This window comes from Gordonia sp. 34D, from assembly GCF_056682775.1.
Genome location: NZ_CM155293.1, coordinates 2,739,160 through 2,763,520 on the forward strand (window position 1 = coordinate 2,739,160; position 24,361 = coordinate 2,763,520).

Sequence of the window (24,361 nt, forward strand, 5' to 3'; positions counted from 1 at the left end):
ACTCGTTCTTACCGGTTCAGCTGTTGAACTCGCCGAGGATGAAGTTGGTACCCGGAAGGAGCTGGAAAAGCATAGGCAGCGCATGGTTGACGACCAGACCCGGGAAGATCGGCGGGGTGTAATCGTTCGCCAGATGCACGACGGCCCCCTGCTTCTTCCAGTCGCGGTACAGCGTGATGACCTGCCCGTGCGGAATCACGTCGTCGTTGATGCCGGTGGAAATCAGGACCGGTGCATTCGGCTTGAGCTTTCCGATCCGCTGATCGGCCAGCGCGTCCTGGATCACCGGGTAGCGCTTGATTACCGACGATAGCGACTCACCGGTGCGGGTCCACGAGCTGGTGCGCTGGAAACCGAAGGCCAATGCGGTGTCGCCGATGCACTGGGTAGAGACTGCCTTGAGCGCCTTGCGTCCGGTCGCGTTTGTTTCTTTGTCCAAGATCGAATTGATCTCCGGGTAACGCGCGGCGAGCCCATTGATCGCATAGCCGATAGCACCGGTGATGAAGGTTCCGTCGATGGCCGGGAGCACCTTGGCGAGGTCTGCGGGCGGCGCACCCGCGTAGGTGGCCTTGACGTTGAGTTCGGGAGCGTACGTTGACGCCAGTTCGGCCGCCGCGGCTGCCGAACCGCCACCCTGCGAGTAGCCCGCGAATGCCACCGGTGCATCCTTCGGTGCCTTGGCAGTCTTGAGTGCTGCGCGCGCGGCGTCGAGAACCGCGTGTGCGGACTCGACCCGGTTGACGTAGGTATGGATGCCCGGGGTGCCGAGGCCGATGTAGTCGGTCATGACGACTCGAACGCCGTTGAGGAGGAAGAGGTTCATCTCCAGGCCCGAGTAGTTGACGCCGATGCTCGGCTTGGTCGGGTCGATCGACATCGGGAACGACAGCATCTTCGAGCCTGCGCACTGGTCGCCCTGCCCGATGGTGCCGGGAGCCAGCACGACCGTCGGACGCTTTCCCTTGCCCTGCCACGGCGCGGTCGGTTCGACGACGGTGCCGGTCACGGCGGTCTTGGATCCGTCCTGCTTGGTGGAGGTGTACATGATGCGGGTAGCGTTGCCCGGCCATTGCCGCTTTACGCCCGGGATCTGCAGGAGCAGGTCGGCGTGCTGCGTACGGACGATGTCACCCGGCGTCGAAGAGTAGTTAGCGGGCGGCAGGTAGAAGTTGCCGACAGCTTCCGCAGTGCCGGCACCGCTGGTCGAAACCAGCGTCGCGCCAGCAACTGCACTCACAACAGCGACGACAGTGACGCGCTTAGCTGCGCCTGACAATGTTTGACGGCTCGATGAGACGATGCCCCGAATATTTCTCACGCTTTGTAACTTACGGCACAAAGTTACCGATGAGTAGTACAGATTTCACGCCATTCTGTGAGCTCTCTCACAAACGTGTGAATTCTGTAACACCCGCCCACCCACCTTTTCCCGCATGATGCGTTGATTCCCGCTACACGTCGGACGTGTAGCGGGAATCAACGCATCATGCGGGAAGGACAAGCGGCGGGGTTCGGGCTAGACGAGCAGCTCCGCGATTTGAATCGTGTTGAGGGCAGCACCCTTGCGGAGGTTGTCACCCGAGACGAAGAGCGCCAGCCCGCGGCCCGCGGGGGCACCCTCGTCCTGACGGATACGACCGACCAACGAGACGTCGCCGCCCGCAGCGTCCAATGGATTCGGCACGTCGACGACCTGTACACCAGCGGCGGTCGCGAGAATCTCGCGAGCTTCTTCCGGAGTCACCGACTCGGCGAACTCGGCGTTGATCGACAGTGAGTGTCCAGTGAAGACGGGGACGCGAACGCACGTTCCGCTGACCAACAGTTCCGGGATGTCGAGGATACGACGCGACTCGTTGCGCAGCTTCTGGTCTTCGTCCGTCTCGCCACTGCCATCGTCGACCAGCGAACCTGCCAGCGGGACCACGTTGAAAGCGATCGGCGCGACGTAATTGATCGTCTCGCCCAAGTCGACGGCACTTCCGTCGTAGACCAGCTTCTCCGCGCCGTCGATGCCGGCGCGAACCTGACCGGCAAGTTCGCGGACGCCCGAGAGTCCGCTGCCGGACACAGCCTGGTAGCTAGAAATGACGAGGCGCTGCAGGCCCTTGGCGTCATGCAACGGCTTGAGAACCGGCATTGCCGCCATCGTGGTGCAGTTGGGGTTCGCGATGATGCCCTTGGGCGGGTTCTTCGCCAACGCGCCATTAACCTCGGCGACAATCAGCGGCACGTCAGAATCCTTGCGCCACGCCGACGAGTTGTCGATGACTGTGACGCCAGCAGCGGCAAATCGCGGTGCCTGAACCTTCGACATGGTGGCGCCAGCGGAGAACAACGCAATGTCGAGACCCGCAGGGTCGGCTGTGGTGGCATCTTCAATGACGATCTCACCGCCGCGCCACGGCAGGGTCTTTCCAGCCGAACGCGGCGATGCGAAGAAACGAATCTCGTCGGCCGGGAAGTTCCGGTCCTCCAACAGTTGACGCATCACGCCGCCGACCTGCCCGGTCGCGCCGACTACACCCAAACGAACACCCATTACCCGACTCCTATCGCCCGGTTCCGCCGTAGACCACGGCTTCTTCTTCAGCACCGAGGCCGAAGGTTTCGTGCAGCACCTGGACCGCTTGGTCCAGGTCCTGTTCGCGCAGCAACACCGAGATGCGGATCTCCGATGTCGAGATCAGTTCGATATTGATGCCTGCGTCGCTGAGCGCCTCACAGAACGTCGCGGTGACGCCCGGGTGGCTCTTCATACCGGCACCAACCAGCGAGACCTTGCCAATGTTGTCGTCCAGGACAACCTCGGAGAACCCGATCTCATCGCGCAGTTTGCCGAGTTCTTCCACCGCCAACTCGCCCAATTCCTTGGGCAGGGTGAAGGTGATGTCGGTCTTGCCGGTCTCCAACGCCGACACGCCCTGCAGCACCATGTCGATGTTGATCTCGGCGTCGGCGACAGCACGGAACACCTTGGCGGCGTAGCCGGGCTTGTCGTCGATACCAATGACGGTGACCTGGGCTTCGCTGCGGTCATGGGCGACGCCGGTGAGGATTGCTTCTTCCACGGGGATGTCCTCCATCGAGCCCGAGACAATGGTGCCGGGCTTATTCGAGTACGACGAGCGCACATGAATTGGAACGTTGTAGCGGCGCGCGTATTCAACGCAACGCAGCATCAAAACTTTGGCACCGCACGCTGCCATCTCGAGCATCTCTTCAAACGAGACATGTCCGAGGCGTTGAGCGTTCGGCACGATGCGGGGGTCAGCGGTGTAAATGCCGTCGACGTCGGTGTAGATCTCGCAGACGTCAGCGTCGAGCGCCGCAGCCAAGGCGACTGCCGTGGTGTCCGAGCCGCCACGACCGAGGGTCGTGACGTCTTTGGTGTCCTGCGAGACGCCCTGGAAACCAGCCACGAGCACTACGTGGCCGTTGTCGAGGGCACTGCGAACGCGACCCGGCGTCACGTCAATAATCTTGGCTTTGCCATGGCTGCTCGTAGTAATGACGCCCGCCTGCGAACCGGTGAACGACTGTGCGTTTTCCCCGAGGGCGTTAATCGCCATCGCTACCAGCGCATTGGAGATCCGCTCACCCGAGGTAAGCAGCATGTCCATCTCACGGCCCGGCGGATTCTCGGTGACCTGCTGTGCGAGGTCGAGGAGTTCGTCGGTGGTGTCGCCCATGGCGGAAACCACCACGACGACTTCATTGCCGGCACGCTTGGTTTCGACGATGCGCTCGGCGACTCGGCGAATGCCAGCGGCATCCGACACTGAGGAGCCACCGTATTTCTGGACAACCAGAGCCACGTCGTGCAACCTTCCTTTGTCTTTGCAGTCACTTTGCAAGATCAGTCACTTGGGCAAGGCCAGTCCTGTACTAGGGGCCTTGCGCCCGGTTCACCTTACCTGCCGCCGCTGACCAGACGCATTCCAGCGACCACCGTCCGCCGCGGTCCTGCCGTAACATCGGGCCCGATGACAGCCACCTCTGCGACTAATCAACGCCGCCGTCCGCCGTCGAAATTCCGTGTGGCCACTGAACGTTCAGTGCGGGCCCACCGTTTCGCGTTGCTGTGCGTCGGCGTGTACTTCGCCGTCCGGCTAGTCGGGCTCGCCGTCCTCTCAGTTTTTACCAACGCCCATCAGCTCGCAATGACGTCGACACTGTCGAAGTGGGACGGCGAATGGATGCTCGGGCTCGCCCGCTACGGCTACGGCGGAGTCCCACCCTGGTTCACCGATGCAAACGGTGTCCATACCGATTTCACCGCGTATGCATTCTTCCCCGGGTACCCCTGGCTGGTCCGGGCCGTTGCCATTCTCCCGGGAATCTCGCCGTTTGCGGCGGCCATGATCGTCAACGTGCTTGCCGGGGCCCTCGCCGCGGTGGCTATTGGGCGGCTAGGTCAGCACTGCGCGACGCGGGTGTCACCACAGGTCAGAGCTTCGCAAGAACAGGCACCGATCGTCGGACTGATCCTGGTGGCCCTCTTCGCAGCCACCCCCATGTCGGTGGTCCTCAATATGGCGTACACCGAAGCGGTGTTTTGCGCGGCCGCGGCATGGGCACTCGTTGGGGTCACCGAACGACGCTGGCTGCTCGCCGGGTTCTGCGCCCTGGGCGCCGGAGTGGTGCGACCGACGGGGGTCGCCGTGATCGCCGTCGTGATGGTCGCCGCGTTCCTCGGCCGACGCGACGGTCGCCGCGCCTGGGTCGCAGTCGGGATTGCCCCACTCGGCTATCTCGGATACCTGGCATTGGTCGCCGCGAAGACCGGTTCCCTCGACGGCTGGTTCCAAGTTCAGACCTCCGGATGGAACACCAGGATCGACGGCGGTCGTGCCACGTGGCGCTTCCTTGTCGACTCGCTGGGATCGGATTCGACCTTCGCAGCGGTCGCGACCGCGCTCATTTTCGTGTCCGTTATCACTCTGCTCGGATGGTCAATCGCCGATCGCGTGCCATGGCCGGTGTTGGTGTACGGCGCTCTGGTGGTGGCATCCATCCTGTTGTCGGACGGACTGATGATGAGCCGGGCACGACTGCTGCTGCCGGCATTTGTCCTGTTCATTCCAGTTGCCCTGCGGATAGCAACCCGCCCGCGCACCGAAATCGCGGCGATGTTAGCGCTGGTTGCCGTGTTCTCCGGATGGTTTGGCGCACATATGTTGACGGTGTTCGAGTATGCGATCTAGCTCAAGCTCGACTCAGTTTTGTCTGTGACGTGCAAGGCGCCGCGTATGTTTACTCTGATCCATCCCCTCGCCCGAATTTCACAATTTTTCCGTTTCATACACTCTCCCTCCTCACCGCCTACATGCCGTGCCGCCACGGCAGAGAAGAGGCCGCGTCATGTTGAACACCGAGCCGAGTCGGAGCACGTCCGCCGTGTTTACGCCGCTCCGGTCTGGTTCCCTCGTCGACCAGATCAGCGATCGCATCGCGGAATCCGCAGAATCGGGCGTCTTGCGTCCGGGCCAACGCCTCCCCAACGAGGTTGAGTTTGCTGCGGCGCTTGGTGTTTCCCCCTTGACCGTTCGTGAAGCGCTCGCCCGACTCCGCGACGCTGAAATCGTCGTAACCACTCGCGGCCGTACAGGGGGAAGCTTCATCTCCGCTGGCCTCGCACCCTCTACCGAACGTGCCGAGGCCCGGCTACGGGAAACGTCGCGCACCGACATCTTCGAGATGGGTGCCCATTACGAGGCGCTGGCGGTCGGTTGTGCTCGAGCGGCCGCCCGCCGAGCCAGCCCGAGCGACCTGAAGCTCCTGGGTGACCTCATCGGCGACCCGGACAGTCCGGATGTCGAGCAGGATCCGACGACGTGGCGCCAGTTGGAAACCGAATTCCTGGTGGAAGTCGCTGCTGCGGCGCGCATCGCCCGCTTGGCTCGAGCGTTGATTCAGGCGCAGTCTGAACTCGGATGCCTCACCTATCTGCCGAACACCGACCCGGACTATCGTCGCGAGTCGTGCGCGCATCGGTCCGCCGTGCTTGCTGCCATTGCCGAGGGCAGCGAGGCGAACGCCGAATCCGCCATCCGCGCGCTGATTACCCATACCGTGAATTGGCTTCTCATTCGACGCTCGCAAACCGGCTAACCGAGTCGGAGCGCCGGCGACGGCCCAACCCACATCTCGCCCCAAGTAAAGGACTCGCTGATCGTGCCTACATCGCCCGAAGTAGCTGCAGTCGCCCGATCGCTGACAGAAATCTCCACCAGCCTGCAGCGGTGGTCGGTGGCATTGGGCCATTCGCTGGCGGCGCACCGCGGGACGCTCAACGCTGCTGCGATTGAACGCGCGGTGAAACCGACCGTCGCCGAGGTACTGAAGGCCGACGACTCCGTTGTTTCCGGTGGCGGATTCATTGCCGCACCGGGCCTGCTCAACTCCGACCGCTACTACATGGCGTGGTGGCAAGGTACCGGTGTCGACCGCGTCGACCCGATCGCCAATCTGTCCGATGCCGCACGCGGTCGCTACCTCACCGCAGACTGGTACGTGACACCGATCAGCACCGGGCACATGGCCATCACCGGGCCGTACGTCGACCTGCTCTGCACCGACGAGTTCTCCATCACGTACACCGCTGCCGTCGACACCTACCGGCCCGACGGTCCGGCCGGAGTCGTGGGCTTCGATGTCACCGTCGCCGCCTTGGAACATCGCATTTTGACCTCGCTCAAGACGGTTTCCCCCGGGGCCGCCCTGGTGAATTCCGAGGACCGCGCCATCGTCACGTCGTCACCGCTCGTAGCACCCGGCGAGTTCATCCGGGATTCCGCGCAGCGGTGGGACGTCGGGCACGGCCTATCGATCGTCGCCTGAGGCTCACCCCTTGATCTCCAGCCACGCTTTCGTCCACCCCGCATAGTCGACACACTTCACGTCGGTCCGACCGTCGAGGCAGTCGGCCATCGGTGTCGCCCAGTACCAAATTTTCGAGGCATACGCGGCGTCGGCGGAGTGGTAAACCGCGCAGTGGTTGCGGTCTTTCGAGTGCGCGCAGGCCTTCGAGTTGGCGGGTGCTTCGCCGACGTACTCGGTGATCTGTGCGTTCACCGTGGGGCTCAACGCGTAGTTGATCCACTGGTACGCACAACTGAGATGCTTAGCGCGCGACGACACCATCCACGAATCAGCCCAGCCGGTAGAGCCTTCGACCGGCGTTACCGTCTCGACCTGCGCACCGCCATCGCGCGCCAGGTTGGCACCGACTTGCCAGGTGGTTCCGATGACACTCCACCCGGCACTGAAGGCCAGTACCTCGTGAACAATGTCGTTCCAGTAGAAACCGATGCTGGCGCGCTGGATTTTTAGGAGATCGACGACCGCTTGAAACTGCTGTTCATCCAGTGCATACGGGTTGGTGATTCGCAGTTCCGGGCGGTGCTTCATCAGGTAGAGCGCGGCATCGGCCAGGTAAATCGGCGAGTCGTACGCGGTGACTTTGCCGGGATACCGATCGGCGTCGTCGAAGACCGCAGACCACGACGTCGGCGCGGGTTTAACGAGGTCGGTCCGGTACATCAGCAGGTTGGCACCCCAACCGCTGGGCACTCCGCAAACTTTCCCGCCCGCCGAGTTCCAGGATTTTTCCCGAAGGTACGGGTAGATGTTGGGGTAGTTGGAGAGCAATGCGGTGTTGATCGGTGCAACGTCACCCGCGGCAATCAGCCGCAGGGAGGCATCCCCGGACGCCGATACGACGTCGAACTGACCGCTCCGCATCTTGGCAACTGCCTCGTCCGACGTCCCGAACGAGGTAAATTCCACCTGCCAACCCGTCTGCTGACTGAAGGGTTGCACCCAGTTGACGGACCGATTGTTGCTGCCGTCTTCCACGTGACCGGGCCCGGCCAGCACGCTGACTGTGCCCTCCGCCGAACCCAGGACTGTCGGCGTACTGCTGCTGGGGGCCATCGCCGAGCTGCCGCAGGCGGCCACCGCGACGGTCAGGCCAACCAGTGCCGCGAGCAGGCCGAGCCGACGCCTCCCTCTCGCCACGATCATCTCCTTGCCACGACCGTTAACTGCCGGGCGCCACCACAGGTGCGTCCACTTCCATTCTTGCGCGCCGGTTTCACCACCGTGGGGTTTAGAAAATGACGGCGTAATCTTGGCTGGTCCACGCCCCATCTCCCAGGGAGTTCCACCATGTCCGCGGCACCCCCGCCCACCGGCCAGCCACCGGCCGACAACCGCCGCGCCTGGTGGGGCCTGACCGTGCTGCTGCTTCCGGTGTTGCTGGTCTCGATGGACGTGTCAGTCCTTTTCCTGGCAATGCCGACCATCGTTGACGCCCTCGATCCCTCAGCTACCGGCCAGCTTTGGATCCTCGACATCTACGGATTCCTGATCGCGGGTCTGCTCATCACCATGGGCAACCTGGGCGACCGAATTGGTCGCCGCCGCATCCTCTTCCTCGGTGCCGCACTTTTCGGTGCGGCCTCCGTCCTCGCCGCGTTCGCTCCAAGCACTGCCTTCTTGATCGCCGCGCGCGCCCTGATGGGTGTCGGCGGTGCCACTCTGATGCCCGCCAGTCTGGCGCTGATCGCCAACATGTTTCCCGACGGTCGTTCCCGAGCGCGTGCCATCGGGATTTGGACGTCGGCGTTTGCTGGCGGCGCGGCCCTCGGCCCAGTCATCGGCGGCATGTTGCTGCACCACTACTGGTGGGGTGTGGTGTTTCTGATCAATGTGCCGGTGCTGGCGATCCTGTTCGCCGTCGGACCTTTCGTCCTGCCCGAGTACCACTCACCGAGCAGCGAACCGTTCGACGTCATCGGCGTCCTCCTGTCGATGCTCGGCCTGCTCCCCGCGGTGTATTCGGTGAAGTCGCTCGCAACCGAAGGTCTCTCCACAGCTGCGGTGATCACCGGCCTGTTCGGCCTCGCCATGCTGCTTACCTTCCTCTGGCACGAGTCGCGAACGCCCGCACCACTGCTGAACCTGCGCCTGTTCCGAAATCCCATCTTCAGCGCGGCCCTGGCCATCGCCTTGGTCGGCATCATGGTGGAAGCGGGCATCGCCTACCTTGCGAACGTCTACCTGCAGTCGGTCCTGGGCCACGACGTCCTCGCGGCCGCCCTCGCCGGACTTCCGATGGCAATCACCATTGCCGTCTTCTCCATCACCGCCGACCGGGTAGCGCGACTCGTCGGCGTCCGGGCCGCACTCGTCGGATCGGTCCTGCTGGCAGGCATCGCCAACTTCGGCTATCTCGCGATGACACCGTCGTCGCCCCTCTGGATCTTCCTGTTGATCAGTGCCGTGGCCGGCGTCGGGTACGGCGTCATCTTCGCTTTGGTGACAGACGTCGTGGTTGGCGCCGCACCGCCCGAGCAATCCGGTGCCGCCTCGGCGATCTCCGAAACCTGCTTTGAGTTGGGGACTTCGCTCGGCTTAGCACTCCTTGGGTCCATCGCCACCGCCGTCTTCATCGCCGACCGCGAAGGTCGTGGTTTCTCCGATTCACTCGGCGAAACCCTCAAGCAGGCAAGCGAATTGGGCTCAGCAGGACAGGCGACGATCGATGCCGCCAGAGCCGCATTCGTCGACGGACTGCATGTTGCCGCCGGGGTCGGCGGGTCCGCGCTGCTGGTGCTCGCGGCGGTCGTACTGGCTGCTCTCCGCGGCGCAACGCGACCGTGAACCCTTTCACACCCGCGTTTGAAATGCCGGGTGGACCGTCAGCGGTGTTATGCTGGAGAGCATGCAGCGCGCGCTCCTTCTCGGTTGCCGCGGCGGGGTCTGATCCGACCGGCTCTCCGTCGCGGGGCCTCTTTATGCGCCGGTCAACCCCACTTCTTTGATCAGGAGATTGACCAATCATGGCACCAGCAGACGCTTTCACTTCCGGCCCCAGCCGCTTGGTAACCCCCACGGGACCCATTCCGGATGGCCAGGCCAGTTGGAATTTGCAACGTAACTCGGCGATGCCCGTGCACCGCTATCGGAGTTTCGCCGATGAGGTCGAGAAGGTGTCGCTGCCCGACCGCACCTGGCCCGACAAGGTCGCCGAAGTAGCCCCGCTGTGGTGCGCCGTCGACCTGCGCGACGGCAACCAGGCGTTGATTGACCCCATGAGCCCGGCACGCAAGCGCCGCATGTTCGACCTGTTGGTTCGCATGGGCTACAAGGAGATTGAGGTCGGCTTCCCGTCGGCCAGCCAGACCGACTTCGACTTCGTCCGCGAAATCATCGACGACGGCGCAATCCCCGACGACGTCACCATCCAGGTCCTGACGCAGGCTCGCCCCGAGCTGATCCAGCGCACCTACGAGGCGTGCGCCGGTGCCCAGAACGTGATCGTGCACTTCTATAACTCCACCTCTGTGCTGCAGCGTCGCGTCGTGTTCCGCGCCGACAAGGCCGCCATCACCAAGATTGCGACCGACGCCGCGCAGCTGTGCCTGGACGAAGCCAAGAAGTACCCGGACACCAACTGGCGTTACGAGTACTCCCCCGAGAGCTACACCGGCACCGAACTCGCCTACGCGAAGGAAGTTTGCGACGCCGTCTCCGAGGTCATTAACCCGACTCCGGAACGCCCGCTGATCCTGAACCTGCCCGCGACCGTCGAAATGGCGACCCCCAACGTCTACGCCGACTCCATCGAGTGGATGCACCGCAACTTGGCGCGCCGCGACTCGATCATCTTGAGCCTGCACCCGCACAACGACCGCGGCGAAGGTGTCGCCGCAGCTGAGCTGGGCTACCTGGCTGGCGCGGACCGGATCGAAGGCTGCCTGTTCGGCAACGGCGAGCGCACCGGCAACGTGTGCCTGGTGACGTTGGGCATGAACCTGTTTAGCCGCGGTATCGACCCGCAGATCAACTTCGCCGACATCGACGAGATCCGTCGCACCGTCGAATACTGCAACCAGTTGAACGTTCCCGAGCGCCACCCCTACGGCGGCGACCTGGTTTACACCGCGTTCTCCGGTAGCCACCAGGATGCGATCAACAAGGGCCTCGACCAGATGAAGATCGACGCCGACAACGCCGATCAGGACGTCGAAGACATCCTGTGGCAGGTGCCATACCTGCCGATCGACCCGAAGGATGTGGGCCGCAGCTACGAGGCCGTGATTCGTGTCAACAGCCAGTCCGGCAAGGGCGGCGTCACGTACATCATGAAGGCCGATCACGGCCTGGACCTGCCGCGTCGCCTGCAGATCGAGTTCAGCCGCGAGATCCAGAAGCTCACCGACGGTGAGGGCGGCGAGGTCAATCCCAAGGAAATGTGGGATGTGTTCTCGCAGGAATACCTGCAGCCGGTGACCCCGCTGGAGCGGTTGAGCCAGCGCGTCGACGCCGCGGAGACCGACGACGGCGAAGATTCGGTCACCGCCGCCGTGCTCGTCGACGGTGTTGAGAAGGAAATCAGCGGCACCGGCAACGGCCCGCTGGCCGCCTTCGTCGACGCCCTGTCGACCATTGGCTACGACGTCAGCGTCTTGGACTACTCCGAGCACGCGATGACCGCGGGCGACGACGCGAACGCCGCTTGCTACGTCGAAGCTGAAATCAACGGCGAAGTGGTGTGGGGCGTCGGTATCGCCGCGTCGATCACCACCGCCAGCCTGCGCGCCGTGGTTTCAGCCGTGAACCGCGCACACCGTTCGGCCGCACCCGTTGAAGAAGCCGCCGAGGGTGCCCGCACCTGGGCACCGTAGATCGCTGACGCACTAGCGAAGAAATCCCCGCTCGGGTTCCGGGCGGGGATTTCTTTATTCGCGGCCTGTGCGCCCCAGCAGAATCTCCGCGCGAGCGCCGCCGTTCCTATGCCGCGGCGACAGCCCTCTTGATCGCTTCCCCCATCCGGGCAATGCTGTCGCGGGCGACCGGCGTCAACAATCCCATGTTGAGGAAGCCGTGGATCATCGGACCAACACGATCGACGGTGACCGATACGCCTGCCTTCTCGAGCGCATCGGCGTACTCCAGGCCTTCATCGCGCAGCGGATCGAACCCGGCGACGGCGACGTGCGCGTCCGGCAGGCCCGACAGACTCTCCGCCAGGAGCGGCGAGAATCGCGGGTCGGAGACGTCGTCTGCTGAGGACTGGTAGGTCTCGCGGAAGTAATCCATATCTGCTTCGGTCAAAAAGAAGCCGGTCGAAAACTCGTGGATGGACGGGCGCTTACGGGACATGTCGACGACGGGATAGACCAATAACTGCAGGCACGGCACAACGTCGTCGCCACGGACCTGCTGAGCTACGACCGCCGCGAGATTACCGCCGGCTGAGTCTCCGGCCACCACAATTTGGTTCGGGTCAATGCCCCAGTCGGCAGCCTTAGCTACCGCGTAGCGGAAGGCGGCGACGGAATCGTCCACCGCCGCGGGGAAGCGGTGCTCGGGAGCAAGTCGGTAGTCGACCGCGAGCACGTCGGCGCCCGAAGCCACCGCCAGTGCCCGCACTGCCGAATCGTGCGAGACGCGGCTACCCACAACGAATCCACCGCCGTGATAGAAGACGATTAATCCGCGACCGTTGCCATCCAAGCTGTAACGCGTGGCCGGCACGGGCCCGGCAGCGGTATCCATGACCAGGTCTTCTTCGACCGCGAACGGACCAAAGCTTTCGGCCATCATTGCGCTATTGAGATCGAGAGAGCGACGTGATTCCTCGACCGTTTTGCCCATCAGCGCGAACGACGGAATGTACTTGGAAGCCAAGGTGATTGCCGTCAACATCGGGTCGAGTCGGTCGCCGTCGGCATTGACCGGGGCAAGACGAGATAGCCGGGCTCGCACGGCATTGGGCATCTTGGCGGTCGCCAGGAGGACCGATCGTTGGATTTTCATCGGGACAGGCAGCTTGACTGCTGTTGCGCGGCTCACACCGCCGAACCTATCACCGAGATTCCCGGGCAGCATTGGCGACTGCCTCACTCATGCGCGCGATGCTGCGTCGCGCACTTGCTGGCAGACAAACCACTATGCCGTTACTAACGGTCACATTAATTAATGGCGTTATCTTTGGGCACCCGCACCCACCCGCAGGAGCAGCCCAAATGCGCGCATGTGGGAAACTCGTGTCATGCCGGAAGCCACCCGACTCCCCGTCCGTACTCGCGCCGCGCTCGCCGCTGCCGCGGCTGCCCGCTGGGCCTCTCGCACCGCCGGTCGCGGCAAAGGTTCGATGATCGGCGGCCTCATCGCCGAGAAGATCGACCCGAAGATCATGACTCGGTTGGCCGCCGGGAAATCGGTCGCGCTGATCACCGGAACCAACGGCAAATCCACCACCACCCGGATGACGGCTGCCGCACTCGCTGGGCTCGGGGAGATCGCCACGCAGGCCGACGGCGCCAACATGGACGCAGGCATTATCGCGACCTTGAGCCTGCAGCAGGACGCCCCTATCGCTGCCCTCGAGGTTGACGAGCTACACGTGGCGCACGTCGCCGACAACACGTCACCGCGTGCCATGACTCTGCTGAACCTGTCTCGCGATCAGCTCGACCGCGTCGGCGAAATCAACGTCATCGAGCAAAGCCTGCGCCGCGGAATCAACAATCATTCCGACGCCACGATCATCGCTAACTGCGACGACGTGCTCGTCACGTCGGCCGCCTTCGACGCCCCCCACGTGGTGTGGGTCGCGGCAGGCGCAAGCTGGGTCGGCGACTCGGTGAGCTGTCCGCGATCTGGTGAGCCCATCGTCCGCGAGGGCGATCACTGGCGATCGACCGGCGATGCCAACTTTGCCCGCCCCGAACCGCAGTGGTGGTTCGACGACGACAACGTCTACGGCCCCGACGGTTTCGTCGCACCGATGACGCTCCAGGTGCCCGGTCGAGCCAACCGCGGCAACGCTACGCAGGCCATCGCCACCGCTGTTGCCATGGGTGCCGATCCAGCATTCGCCGCGCGCGCGGTTGGGACCGTCGGAGAGGTGGCTGGACGCTATGGCACCGTCGACCTGAATGGCCACCGGATCCGCACGCTCCTCGCTAAGAACCCGGCGGGCTGGCAGGAAGCGCTGTCGATGATCGACGAGACGGCCGACAGCCTGGTGATTGCCGTTAACGGCCAGGTTCCCGATGGTGAAGACTTGTCGTGGCTGTGGGATGTGCGCTTCGAAGCTTTCGAGCAGACCAAGGTGATTGCCGCGGGCGAGCGCGCGGCAGACCTGTCGGTCCGCCTGCTGTATGCCGGTTCCGAGCACACGGTGATCGACAATCCGTTCGATGCGATCGCCTCGTGCCCTCCGGGCCGCGTGGAGGTGCTCGCCAACTACACCGCGTTCCGCGACCTTGGCGTTGCCCTGGAACGCGCAGGCGCCCAGCCCGTCGCGCCGGAAGCCACGACCGAAGGAGGCACCCGATGAGCGAGTCGACACTGCGGATCGGCCTGGTCCTGCCCGATGTGATGGGCACGTACGGCGACGGTGGCAACGCCCTGATCTTGCGTCAGCGCGCTCGCATGCGCGGCCTTGATGCGGAGATCGTAGAGATCACCCTCGACGACGAGGTCCCCGAATCCCTTGACGTGTACACCCTCGGTGGCGCCGAAGATTATGCCCAGCGCCTAGCGACTCGCCATCTTCAGCGGTACCCCGGTTTGCAGCGGGCAGCGGACGCTGGCCGGCCGGTCCTGGCGATCTGTGCCGCGATCCAGGTCTTGGGTCACTGGTACGAGACTGCTGCGGGCGAACGGGTTTCAGGGATCAGCATGCTCGATCTCACGACCTCGCCCCAAGAGGCTCGCGCAATCGGCGAACTGGTAACCATGCCCCTGCTCGACGGTCTAACCCAGCCACTGTCCGGATTTGAAAATCATCGCGGCGCCACCACTTTGGGTCCGGCGGCCAAGCCGCTGGGCCGCGTCCGCGACGGTGTCGGCAATGGTGCTGGCGGCGGCATCGAGGGTGCCGTGCAGGGCAGTGTGGTCAGCACGTACATGCACGGTCCGGTTTTGGCCCGCAATCCCGAACTCGCCGACTACCTCCTGGAAAAGGCGACGGGCACCAAGCTCGCCCCCTTGGACCTCCCGCAGGTGGACCGTCTCCGCAAGGAACGCTTGGCCGCCGCGCGGTAGGGGTCGTCGCTCCTCGATACTCTCCATCGCTACGCTCAGTCGCTACTCGGAAATCGACGACAAAACCTCGCATCGGGAGCGGGTCTTGTCGACGGCGAACCAGCCTTTCTCAAAGTGCTGCCAGCGCGTCAGGTGGTCACGCTCGGCTTCGCCATCGCGGGCGACGGTGCGGGCAAGTCGCTGCTCCGGGTCAGGACCGTCGAGCCAATACCGCTGGGTAAACCGGTGAGCCGAACTCCGGCGGGCACACGTAACACCCTCGACAATCAGAATCGGCTGCCACCGCACCCACTGCTCGGGCCCCGGCTGCGGATGGCCGTCGACCCACACGCGCGGCGAGTACGAGTAGTCGTGGTTGCGTTCGTAAGCGCCCAATACATCGCGCTCCAACTCCGGCCACCACGCTGCAGGATCGTCCCAGGTTGCGTAGTCATCGGTACTAATGAGGACCGAAGCACGACTGCGGTCAGCGAACGCCCGCACCAACTCGGCAGCAAACGTGCTCTTCCCGGCACCCGACGGTCCGTCGATCGCGATGGCCCCCTCGATCAGCCCGCTGCGGGTGGCGACTTCGTCAGCCAGCCACGACCAATCTCGCGGCGTCGGATCGAGAGTGTCGGTCATTGGGGAAGGCCGTCACACCAGAACGCGGCGGCCCGACAGTGCCCGACCCAGCGTCAACTCGTCAGCGAACTCCAGGTCGCCACCCATGGGCAGACCAGATGCTAGGCGCGTGACCGACAGCCCGGGGAAATCTTTCAACATCCGCAGCAGGTACGTGGCGGTCGCTTCGCCCTCGGTATTGGGATCGGTCGCGACAATGATCTCCGAAACGTCCTGCCCGTCCTCTTGCGTGCCGAGGCGACGCAGGAGTTCGCGGATACGCAACTGGTCCGGCCCAATGCCCGACAACGGATCCAGGGCCCCGCCGAGCACGTGATAGCGACCGTCGAACTCCCTGGTCCGCTCAATCGCGTAGATGTCCTTCGGCTCTTCGACGACGCAAATCTTCGTCACGTCGCGGCGCGCGTCAGCGCAGATGCGACAGAGTTTCTCGGCCGCCACATTGCCGCACTCGCTGCAGAAAACAACATCGTCGCGCACGTGACCGAGGGCGGCGATGAGCCGATCAATCTCGACATTCTCACCGGCAAGCAGGTGAAAAGCGATGCGCTGCGCACCCTTCGGGCCCAACCCGGGAAGCTTCGCGAGTTGGTCGATGAGATCCTGAATCGGGCCTTCGTACATGGTGGTGAATCAGCCCAATCCGGGCAGTCCGCCAGCCAACGGCCCCATCTTTTCCGAGGCCAGATTCTCCCTGACGTTCGAGAAATCAGCGAGCGCACCGATGATGAGGTCTTGCAGGGTCTCAATATCTTCGGGGTCGACGACATCGCGGGAAATCTCGATGCCCGTCACCTCGCCAGCGCCTGATCCGGTCACGGTTACCAGGCCGTTGCCAGCGGTGCCGGTCACGACGGCTTCCTCTAGTTCTTGCTGGGCGCGCAGCAGCGTGGTCTGCATTTCTTGGGCTTGCGCGAGCAGTCCCGCCATCGGGTTCTCGCCGTTTGCTCCGCCACCAAAGAGGGCGCTGGGATCGAATGCGTCAGTCACGTATCTCAGGGTAGTCGGTTGGCCGCAAGGAAGCGGTCGACGTGCCCGGCGAGTTCGTCAATACTGACATCGTCCGACGCGACTACCTGGAACGACAGCAGTTCGTCACCGAACAATCGGGCCGCTCGCGGGGTGAGCGCGAATTCGAATCGGTTGTCGACGCGCCGCCAGTTGGTGATGCCGTCGTAGATGGGGGCGCTGGCACCGGTGGTGATGCAGTACTCCCCTGCCCGCGGGCCGCCGGGAAGGTCGCGCTGCAGTTGGAAGCAGGCGTCGGATTCGTCGTCGAGGAACACAACGGCTTCGCATCCGAGGTCGGGATGCCGCTCGTACGACGCGATGATGGCCATGCCGCGAGGGTACGCGAACCCGCGATCAACGCTGGGTGCGGAACTCCCGCCGCTCCCCCGAGAGGGGGTCGGTGAACGACAGCACGTGCGCTACCAGCCGCAACGGCTGGGAGAAATCGCCGCGTTCGGGCGCGGAAGCGAGGTCCGGGTCCACATCCGGGTACAGCGGGTCGCCCAGGATAGGAACGCCGAGGCCAGCCATGTGCATCCGCAACTGATGGGTGCGACCGGTAGTCGGGAGCAGGTGGTATTCGCCGATACCGTCGTCCTGTCCGACGAGCGTGATGGAAGAGATCGCATTGACCTCGCCGGGCACCACTTGGGCGCGGAGGTCGCCGGAGGTCTTGACGATCCGGTTCTCCACGCGCCTCCCTGCCGCGAGAGAGTCGTCGACCGGCGCATACGCCCGGTACTCCTTGTGGACCTGCCGTTCGGCAAAGAGTTCCTGGTAGGCGGCCCGCACGTCCCGACGACGGGTAAAGAGCAGGACGCCCGCTGTCAGCCGGTCGAGTCGATGAGCGGGGGCAACATCGTCGGAGCCGAGTTCCCGGCGCAGTCGCACCAGGGCCGTCTGCGCGACGTGCGCGCCGCGCGGCATCGTCGCCAGAAAGTGCGGCTTGTCGACCACCACGATGTCGTCGTCGACATGCAGGATCGGCATGTCGAAGGGGACGGGATACTCGTGCGGCAGGTCCCGGTAGAGATACACCGGGGCCGGGCGCAGCACCGTGGCGTCGAGGTCGACCGGATTGCCGTCGACGTCCACGATCTCCCCCGCCGCCGACCGTGCCCGGAGATCGGCCTCCGACAACTCGCTCAACGACGGTGCCGCCAGCAGTGCCTCGCAGACGGTGCTGCCCAGCGCACGCAAAACCACCCGGGTGGCATCAATGCCATCCCGGGCGGCCAGTGGTTTGACGCGACTGCGTCCCCGACGACTCAGAAGTACTACTTCTCGAGCTTGTTCTTGAGGTTGGTCAGCAGTTCGGTCTGGATCCGATTCAGACCCTTGGGCGCGAACGTGCGCTCAAAGAAGCCGCCGATGCCGCCAGCACCCTTCCACGTGGTGGTGGTTTCGACGGTCGAACCTGCGCCAGCGCCGGTGACGACGTACGTGGTGACCATCGTCGAATTGCGGTCGGTCTCAGTGATGGTGTTGCCCTGGACGGTGACGTCGGCAAGGACATCGCGCTGGCGCTTCTCGGTGGCCTGCAAGATCCAATGAACCAGCGTGCCGTTGCCGTTGCCGCCCTCATCGACGCGGTAGTCGCGGTAGTTTGCCGGAAGCAGCGTCGGCCGAACGGTCGCGTAATCGGCCAGTGCGGCGCTGACGGCTTCCGGTGCGGCGTTAATCGACATGCTGGCGGAGGCGGTTACCTGTCCCACTTTTGGTGGCTCCTTATGGATGGATCGGCACTGAGTGCATGCCGCTTTTGGTATCGCCCCGCTGATTTCAATGCGGCGGTGGCGATGGACTCCATCCACCGTACTGGCGATGGGGCTACGGTGGGAATGTGGCTTTGAACGCATCCGAGTACAACGACATTGCATTCCGGCGCGGCAGGAGCAAGCTCCTGGACAGTTACCACGCAATTCCGACCGGAACCAATGTCCGATTGGCGAAGAAGACCTCTAATTTGTTCCGGAAGCGCGCGGAAGTGTCGTCGCCCGGATTGGATGTTTCCGATCTCAATGGCGTCATTTCAGTCGACCCCGTTAAGCAGACGGCACAGGTGGCCGGGATGTGCACCTACGAGGATCTCGTCGCGCGCACCCTGCTGTATGGCCTTGTGCCCCTGGTGGTTCCGCAGCTGAAGACGATCACGCTGGGCGGTGCCGTTACCGGTTTGGGCATCGAGAGCAGTTCGTTTCGCAGCGGGCTGCCACACGAGTCCGTGCTGGAAATGGAGATCCTCACCGGCGCGGGCGAAGTGGTGATCGCGCGTCCAGACAACGAGTATCGAGACTTGTTCTTCGGCTTCCCCAACTCGTACGGCACGCTCGGATACTGCGTGCGCTTGGAAATTGCCCTCGAAAAAGTGCCCCGCTTCGTCGAATTGCGGCACGTGCGCGTGCATGGCACCCGCGAACTGCGCGACCTGATGGCGCAGATTGCCACCGACCGCGAGTATCTCGGCGAGCGCGTCGACTACCTCGACGGGGTGGTCTTCTCCGCAGACGAGGGCTACCTGGTCCTGGGGAGGCAGTCCGACGATCCCGGCCCGGTCAGTGATTACACGAATCACCGCATCTTCTATCGGTCCATCCAGCACGACAGTCCCGAGCCCAAGCGCGACCGGTTGACGATTAGCGACTACCTGTGGCGTTGGGACACCGACTGGTTCTGGTGTTCGCGTGCATTCGGGGCCCAGAATCCCAAGGTCCGCCGTTTCTGGCCAAAGAAGTACCTGCGCAGCAGTTTCTACTGGAAACTCATCGGCTACGACCAACGGTGGGACATCGGCGACAAACTCAACGCCCGCAAGGGACTACCCGCGTCTGAGCGGGTGGTCCAAGACATTGAGGTTCCGATCGAAGCGGCCGTCGACTTCATCGACTGGTTCCTCGAGCAAGTGCCGATTGAACCGATTTGGCTGTGCCCACTGAAACTGACGGAGCCCTCGCCGATCGGCACCGACGCGGTCCAGCCGTGGTCTCTGTATCCGCTCGAACGCGGGAAATTTTACGTCAACGTTGGGTTCTGGTCCGGTGTGCCCGTCACCCCCGGCCAGCCCGGTTATACCAATCGACGGATCGAGCAGAAGGTCAGCGAACTGGGTGGACACAAGTCGCTGTATTCCGAATCCTTTTACAGCGCAGAAGAATTCGCAGAACTCTACGGCGGAAGTACCTACGATGCACTGAAGGCAAAGTACGACCCCGAACGTCGTCTGCTCGGCCTATACGAGAAAGCGGTGAAACACGCATGAAGCTCGCGCAAGTCCTGGAAACGCTGGTCGGCAACGATCTCGCCGTGCGCGTCACGGCCTACGACGGCAGCAGCGCCGGACCGGAAGACGCCCAGTACGGACTGAATCTGAAGAATCCGCGCGGCACCACCTACCTGGTAACCGCACCCGGCGACCTCGGGCTCGCGCGTGCCTACATTGCCGGCGACCTGGAACTTATCGGCTCGCATCCCGGGGATCCCTACGGTGCCCTTCAGGCCCTCGCGGGCGACCTGAAGTTCACCAAACCGAGCCCGGTGGAATTGGCGAAGGTAGCCCGCTCCATCGGTCGCGAACACTTCAAGCTCATTGCCCCGCCCCCGCAGGAGAGCCTGCCTCGGTGGCGTCGAATGGCCGAAGGGTTGCGCCACACAAAGGAACGCGACGCCGAAGTTATTCACTACCACTACGACGTGTCGAATCGCTTCTACGAACTGGTCCTCGGCGAATCGATGACCTACACATGCGCCGTCTACGACAATCCCGAAGCCACCCTGGAGGAGGCGCAGGAGAACAAGTACCGGCTCATCTTCGAGAAGCTCGATCTCAAGCCAGGCGATCGCCTGCTCGACATGGGCTGCGGCTGGGGCGGGATGGTCCGGTATGCGGCACGAAGGGGCGTGTACGCCCTGGGCGTCACCCTCTCGTCCGAGCAAGCACGCTGGGCACAGAAGGCCATCGTTGACGAGGGACTGTCGGAGTTCGCGGAAGTCCGCTTCAGCGACTATCGCGACGTCGCCGAATCCGGCTTCGACGCGATTTCCTCGATCGGCCTCACCGAGCACATCGGCGTCGCAAACTATCCGAAGTATTTCGCCTTCATGCGCGACAAGGTTCGTGCGGGCGGCCTGATCCTGAACCATTCCATCACCCGCCCGCACAACAGCAGGCGCAGCAAGGCTGGCCCGTTCATCGACCGCTATGTGTTCCCCGATGGGGAACTGACCGGTTCGGGCACCATCATTTCCAAGATCCAGAATGTCGGACGGATGGAGGTGCTGCACGAGGAGAACTTCCGCCTGCACTACGCCATGACACTGCGCGACTGGAACGCCAACCTCGTCGCCAACTGGGACGAAGCGGTCGCAGAGGTCGGCGAGGGCACCGCACGCCTGTGGGGCCTGTACATGGCTGGCTGTCGTATTGGGTTCGAGCGCAACATTGTTCAGCTGCACCACGTGCTGGCGACCAAGCTGCAGCTCGATTCGACGACGACGCTGCCGCTGCGGCCCTGGTGGACGCCGTAGAGGTTGGTGGACGCCGTAAAGACTGGTGGACGCCGTAGGAGTTGGTGGACTCCGAAAGCGTCAGGCCTCAGCCAAACGGGTCCAACGTTTCCAGACCGAGATCAGTAGCAACGGTCAGCATCTTCGCATCGTGGCTCACTACCGTCGCTTCACCGAGTTGCAAAGCCGAGGCAAGGTGGATCGCATCGAGCGTCTTCACGTGCTGCGAAATAGCCTCCGCTAATACGAGGACTTGTTCTGTCATCGGGACGACGCTGACGTAATCGAGGATCCGCGACCTCAAGGCGACCGGGAGGCCCTTTCGCCGGAGTACTCTCGTCAACTCTGTCTTCAGTAAGCGAGACGACGAGAGCGATCCGGTGGCGGTCGCCTCGTCGAACCAAGATCGGGCTGCGGAGTTGCTGGTGAGGGCTAGCACCGCGATCGAGGTATCGACGTAATACCGCGTCGTCACCGGTCCTCTTCCATCTCAGCCAGCAACCCCTCGACCTCCTCGATGGGCAGGTCGGGCAGGTCTGTCTGCTCGCGCAGGCGTGCGCTGCCAGGTTCCTTCGCAGGACGAATCCCCATTGGCGCGTCGTCCACCGGAACTAAGTGCGCCACCGCGAGTCGGTGCTTAGTGACGACATAACGTTCGCCACGAGCGACTGCCTCCAACGCCTCCGTTGGGTTCTGGCGCAATTGAGCCACCGTGATGGTCTTCATCTCTTGATGGTAGATCGATTGTCTACCCACATCTAGATTTGTCGTCATCTGCTCCCCCAGCGATCACCAACCGACAAGCTGGACGGTACCGCTGGGGTCTGACAATTCTTGCCAGAGCGGCGAACTACTCCACCGGGCGAGCGCCGAGCTCAGACTTCAGCAACTCGAGGGCCACCTGGTCGGGGTCGAGACGATGGTCGGGAGTGCCCGTCTGCGCTTGCTCCACCATCTCTGCGCGTTCGGCGTGGGTCAGCTCTTCGTCGGGGACAGGCGGTGCTTCCGGCTCCGGAAGCTCCGGCGTCGCTTCCCGACTCGCCTCAGCCGCCTGCCCACCCTGAGGTTGACTTGGCCGCGTATACGTCTGGCGACGCTGCGGAGTTGACTGCGCCTGCTCGTTCGACGGCGACTGCGCGCTAGCCGGGGCCGAACCCGGCTGCGCGTGCACTAGCGAAACGCTGAGGCCCGGACCGAACACCTCGGTGACCGCCGAGTTCAGTGCACGGAGGCCGCGGTCATCGGAAAGTCGTCCCACGAGCGCCGAATGTGGATGCCCGAGAACAACATTGGGGCTGTCGACGTGATGGACGAACGCCGCAGACAGCATCGCCTCGAGGACGGTGCTTTGTTTGCGGACCGCTGCGCGGATCTCCGGCCATTTGGCGGCGACAGCCTCGACAGTGAGTCCGGACGGCTTCTCCGGTTCCGGCTTGGGCGCGGCCGACGCTACGGGGGCCTTCGCCACGTGCCGTTCCGGTTCGGGAATGTAATCCGACTCCATCGGCGGCTCCGGTGGCAGCGGGATGTCGTCGTGCGGCGGTGCCTGCGCGGGACGTGATCCACGCTGCGTGCCCTGATCGCGGACGGGCGGTTCCGGTGCTCGCGGATCTGATTCCACCGGCGGATGCACGGTTGCGCGGACCGGTTCAGGTTCCGGGGTCGGCTCAGGTTCCGGGGTCGGCTCAGGTTCCGGGGTCGGCTCCGGCTGCGTGGCTTGCTCGCGCACGGGTTCCGGTGTTGACTCCGGTTCCGGGGCGGGCGTCGGCTCTGTTGTCGGCTCTGTTGTTGGCGCCGGAGTGGGTGCCGGTTCCGGTGCGGCCGCGGCGGGTGCCGGTTCGGGGGCAGCCTTGCGTTGGGACGGTCGGACAAAGCGCGGCGGGGCATCCTCGCTTGCCGGGGCCTGCGGAGCAGCCGCGGGTGCACCCTGCGCCACCGCTGGGGCTCCTTCGACGACGGCGGGACCGCTTCCCGCGGGACGACGTTCGAGGCTTTCGACGCGCTGCAGGAGCGCCGCATCGTCGGCGGAGGCCGCCGGAAGCAGCAGCCGTGCGCACATCACTTCCAGCAGCAGTCGCGGCGACGTGGTTCCACGCATTTCGCCGAGCGCAGCATGCGCCACTTCGGCGTAGCGGGTCAGTGTTGCGGGACCGAGTTTGGCTGCGGCGTCGACCATTCCAGCGATCTGATCTTCCGGGGCCTCAACGAGGCCTCGGTCGGCAGCATCGGGGATGGCTTGGAGAAGGATCAGATCGCGGAAGCGGTCGAGGAGGTCGATCGCGAAGCGCCGAGGGTCGTGGCCTGCGTCGACGACACTCTCGACAACACCGAAGAGGGCGGCACCGTCACTCGAGGCTAGTGCGTCGATGGCACCGTCGATCAGGGCCGAATCGGTGACACCAAGCAGTGACAATGCGCGGGGATAGGTGACGCCTTCGTCGCCCGCGCCAGCGAGGAGTTGGTCGAGGATGCTGAGGCTGTCGCGCGGAGAGCCGCCGCCTGCCCGAATGACGAGCGGGAACACTTCCGGTGCCACGACGACACCTTCGCGTTCGCAAATGCTCTCCAGCAGTCCGCGCATGACTGGCGGCGCGAGCAGTCGGAACGGGTAGTGGTGGGTGCGCGACTTGATGGTCGTCAGCACTTTTTCCGGTTCGGTGGTCGCGAAAATGAAGATCAGGTGTTCTGGCGGTTCTTCCACGATCTTCAGGAGCGCGTTAAAGCCCGCGGGCGTCACCATGTGCGCTTCGTCGATGATGAAGACGCGGTAGCGGGATTCGGCCGGGGCATAGAAGGCTCGGTCGCGGAGGTCTCGGGTGTCGTCGACGCCACCGTGACTCGCGGCGTCGAGTTCCACGACGTCGAGGTTGCCGGGCCCGCCCGGTGCCAGCGCTAGGCATGACGCGCAGGTGCCGCATGGCGTTGAGGTGGGTCCGTGCTCGCAGTTGAGCGAGCGGGCCAGGATTCGCGCGGATGATGTTTTGCCGCAACCGCGCGGACCGGAGAACAGGTAGGCGTGGTTGATGCGGCCAGTATCGAGGGCTCGACTCAGGGGCTCAGTGACGTGCTCCTGGCCGACGACCTCGGCGAATGTTGCCGGACGATAGGTGCGATAGAGGGCCACGGAGCAAGACTACCGGCGACGTGCGAC

Annotated in this window: 23 protein-coding genes; 9 read left to right on the forward strand and 14 right to left on the reverse strand. The window is 63.9% G+C overall.

The window, feature by feature from the left end; genetic code table 11:
• Nucleotides 1-16 precede the first annotated feature (16 nt).
• From AC1L34_RS12765 to AC1L34_RS12775, 3 genes are all read right to left on the reverse strand, one after another.
• The gene (locus AC1L34_RS12765; RefSeq protein ID WP_480034832.1) at nucleotides 17-1,321 is read right to left on the reverse strand and encodes a lipase family protein; all 1,305 of its coding nucleotides are present in this window, start codon (nucleotides 1,319-1,321) and stop codon (nucleotides 17-19) included.
• A 198-nt stretch (nucleotides 1,322-1,519) separates the two neighbouring features.
• Complete coding sequence (locus tag AC1L34_RS12770) at nucleotides 1,520-2,545, reverse strand: aspartate-semialdehyde dehydrogenase (protein ID WP_424293616.1); 1,026 nt, start codon at nucleotides 2,543-2,545, stop codon at nucleotides 1,520-1,522.
• Nucleotides 2,546-2,555: 10 nt separating this feature from the next.
• Entirely contained in the window at nucleotides 2,556-3,821 is a 1,266-nt protein-coding gene (locus tag AC1L34_RS12775; protein ID WP_424322813.1) for an aspartate kinase, read from the reverse strand.
• A 168-nt stretch (nucleotides 3,822-3,989) separates the two neighbouring features.
• On the opposite strand from AC1L34_RS12775, the gene AC1L34_RS12780 reads away from it, so the two are divergent.
• The 3 genes from AC1L34_RS12780 to AC1L34_RS12790 all read left to right on the forward strand — a co-directional run bounded on the left by AC1L34_RS12780 (nucleotide 3,990) and on the right by AC1L34_RS12790 (nucleotide 6,846).
• On the forward strand, nucleotides 3,990-5,210 hold the full coding sequence (locus AC1L34_RS12780) for a hypothetical protein (protein ID WP_424293613.1): 1,221 nt from the start codon (nucleotides 3,990-3,992) through the stop codon (nucleotides 5,208-5,210).
• 157 nt (nucleotides 5,211-5,367) lie between these two features.
• Entirely contained in the window at nucleotides 5,368-6,117 is a 750-nt protein-coding gene (locus AC1L34_RS12785) for a FadR/GntR family transcriptional regulator (RefSeq protein ID WP_424322812.1), read from the forward strand.
• 63 nt (nucleotides 6,118-6,180) lie between these two features.
• The gene (locus AC1L34_RS12790) at nucleotides 6,181-6,846 is read left to right on the forward strand and encodes a cache domain-containing protein (protein ID WP_424322811.1); all 666 of its coding nucleotides are present in this window, start codon (nucleotides 6,181-6,183) and stop codon (nucleotides 6,844-6,846) included.
• Between the two features lie 3 nt (nucleotides 6,847-6,849).
• Here AC1L34_RS12790 and AC1L34_RS12795 read toward each other — a convergent pair whose 3' ends face one another.
• The gene (locus tag AC1L34_RS12795) at nucleotides 6,850-8,157 is read right to left on the reverse strand and encodes an ABC transporter substrate-binding protein (protein WP_480034833.1); all 1,308 of its coding nucleotides are present in this window, start codon (nucleotides 8,155-8,157) and stop codon (nucleotides 6,850-6,852) included.
• A gap of 18 nt (nucleotides 8,158-8,175) precedes the next feature.
• On the opposite strand from AC1L34_RS12795, the gene AC1L34_RS12800 reads away from it, so the two are divergent.
• Both AC1L34_RS12800 and leuA read left to right on the forward strand, forming a co-directional pair.
• Nucleotides 8,176-9,672, forward strand: a complete 1,497-nt coding sequence (locus AC1L34_RS12800) for an MFS transporter (protein WP_424322810.1) — start codon at nucleotides 8,176-8,178, stop codon at nucleotides 9,670-9,672.
• Between the two features lie 179 nt (nucleotides 9,673-9,851).
• Complete coding sequence (gene leuA / locus AC1L34_RS12805; protein ID WP_424293609.1) at nucleotides 9,852-11,699, forward strand: 2-isopropylmalate synthase; 1,848 nt, start codon at nucleotides 9,852-9,854, stop codon at nucleotides 11,697-11,699.
• 106 nt (nucleotides 11,700-11,805) lie between these two features.
• Here leuA and AC1L34_RS12810 read toward each other — a convergent pair whose 3' ends face one another.
• Nucleotides 11,806-12,870 (reverse strand): alpha/beta hydrolase, encoded by a 1,065-nt coding sequence (locus AC1L34_RS12810; RefSeq protein ID WP_424322809.1) that lies wholly within the window; start codon nucleotides 12,868-12,870, stop codon nucleotides 11,806-11,808.
• 199 nt (nucleotides 12,871-13,069) lie between these two features.
• Between AC1L34_RS12810 and AC1L34_RS12815 the strand changes: the two genes are divergently transcribed.
• Together AC1L34_RS12815 and AC1L34_RS12820 are read left to right on the forward strand one after the other, a co-directional pair.
• On the forward strand, nucleotides 13,070-14,362 hold the full coding sequence (locus AC1L34_RS12815) for a MurT ligase domain-containing protein (RefSeq protein ID WP_424322808.1): 1,293 nt from the start codon (nucleotides 13,070-13,072) through the stop codon (nucleotides 14,360-14,362).
• Nucleotides 14,359-15,072, forward strand: a complete 714-nt coding sequence (locus tag AC1L34_RS12820; RefSeq protein ID WP_424293042.1) for a type 1 glutamine amidotransferase — start codon at nucleotides 14,359-14,361, stop codon at nucleotides 15,070-15,072. The genes AC1L34_RS12815 and AC1L34_RS12820 overlap by 4 nt, the downstream gene beginning before the upstream one ends.
• A gap of 42 nt (nucleotides 15,073-15,114) precedes the next feature.
• On the opposite strand, the gene AC1L34_RS12825 is transcribed toward AC1L34_RS12820, so the two are convergent.
• The 6 genes from AC1L34_RS12825 to AC1L34_RS12850 all read right to left on the reverse strand — a co-directional run bounded on the left by AC1L34_RS12825 (nucleotide 15,115) and on the right by AC1L34_RS12850 (nucleotide 18,422).
• Nucleotides 15,115-15,696, reverse strand: a complete 582-nt coding sequence (locus AC1L34_RS12825) for a uridine kinase family protein (protein WP_424322807.1) — start codon at nucleotides 15,694-15,696, stop codon at nucleotides 15,115-15,117.
• 12 nt (nucleotides 15,697-15,708) lie between these two features.
• Nucleotides 15,709-16,320 carry a recombination mediator RecR gene (recR, locus tag AC1L34_RS12830; protein WP_424293044.1) on the reverse strand — a complete coding sequence of 204 codons (612 nt, stop codon included), beginning with the start codon at nucleotides 16,318-16,320 and terminating at the stop codon, nucleotides 15,709-15,711.
• A 9-nt stretch (nucleotides 16,321-16,329) separates the two neighbouring features.
• Nucleotides 16,330-16,686: a YbaB/EbfC family nucleoid-associated protein gene (locus AC1L34_RS12835; RefSeq protein WP_424293045.1), complete on the reverse strand. Its 357-nt coding sequence runs from the start codon at nucleotides 16,684-16,686 to the stop codon at nucleotides 16,330-16,332.
• A 5-nt stretch (nucleotides 16,687-16,691) separates the two neighbouring features.
• On the reverse strand, nucleotides 16,692-17,036 hold the full coding sequence (locus AC1L34_RS12840; RefSeq protein ID WP_424293046.1) for a hypothetical protein: 345 nt from the start codon (nucleotides 17,034-17,036) through the stop codon (nucleotides 16,692-16,694).
• Nucleotides 17,037-17,061: 25 nt separating this feature from the next.
• A complete protein-coding gene (locus AC1L34_RS12845) occupies nucleotides 17,062-17,913 on the reverse strand; it encodes a pseudouridine synthase (RefSeq protein ID WP_424293047.1) in 852 nt (283 codons plus the stop codon).
• 71 nt (nucleotides 17,914-17,984) lie between these two features.
• Complete coding sequence (locus tag AC1L34_RS12850; RefSeq protein WP_424293048.1) at nucleotides 17,985-18,422, reverse strand: SRPBCC family protein; 438 nt, start codon at nucleotides 18,420-18,422, stop codon at nucleotides 17,985-17,987.
• Nucleotides 18,423-18,550: 128 nt separating this feature from the next.
• Here AC1L34_RS12850 and AC1L34_RS12855 point away from each other — a divergent pair, with 128 nt between their 5' ends.
• Nucleotides 18,551-19,966, forward strand: a complete 1,416-nt coding sequence (locus tag AC1L34_RS12855) for an FAD-binding protein (protein ID WP_424293049.1) — start codon at nucleotides 18,551-18,553, stop codon at nucleotides 19,964-19,966.
• Nucleotides 19,963-21,231 carry a class I SAM-dependent methyltransferase gene (locus AC1L34_RS12860; RefSeq protein WP_424293050.1) on the forward strand — a complete coding sequence of 423 codons (1,269 nt, stop codon included), beginning with the start codon at nucleotides 19,963-19,965 and terminating at the stop codon, nucleotides 21,229-21,231. The genes AC1L34_RS12855 and AC1L34_RS12860 overlap by 4 nt, the downstream gene beginning before the upstream one ends.
• Nucleotides 21,232-21,298: 67 nt before the next feature.
• Here AC1L34_RS12860 and AC1L34_RS12865 read toward each other — a convergent pair whose 3' ends face one another.
• From AC1L34_RS12865 to AC1L34_RS12875, 3 genes are all read right to left on the reverse strand, one after another.
• A complete protein-coding gene (locus AC1L34_RS12865; protein ID WP_424293051.1) occupies nucleotides 21,299-21,685 on the reverse strand; it encodes a type II toxin-antitoxin system VapC family toxin in 387 nt (128 codons plus the stop codon).
• Nucleotides 21,682-21,936 carry a type II toxin-antitoxin system Phd/YefM family antitoxin gene (locus AC1L34_RS12870; RefSeq protein WP_424293052.1) on the reverse strand — a complete coding sequence of 85 codons (255 nt, stop codon included), beginning with the start codon at nucleotides 21,934-21,936 and terminating at the stop codon, nucleotides 21,682-21,684. The genes AC1L34_RS12865 and AC1L34_RS12870 overlap by 4 nt, the downstream gene beginning before the upstream one ends.
• Before the next feature lie 124 nt (nucleotides 21,937-22,060).
• On the reverse strand, nucleotides 22,061-24,334 hold the full coding sequence (locus AC1L34_RS12875; RefSeq protein ID WP_424323701.1) for a DNA polymerase III subunit gamma and tau: 2,274 nt from the start codon (nucleotides 24,332-24,334) through the stop codon (nucleotides 22,061-22,063).
• Nucleotides 24,335-24,361 lie beyond the last annotated feature (27 nt).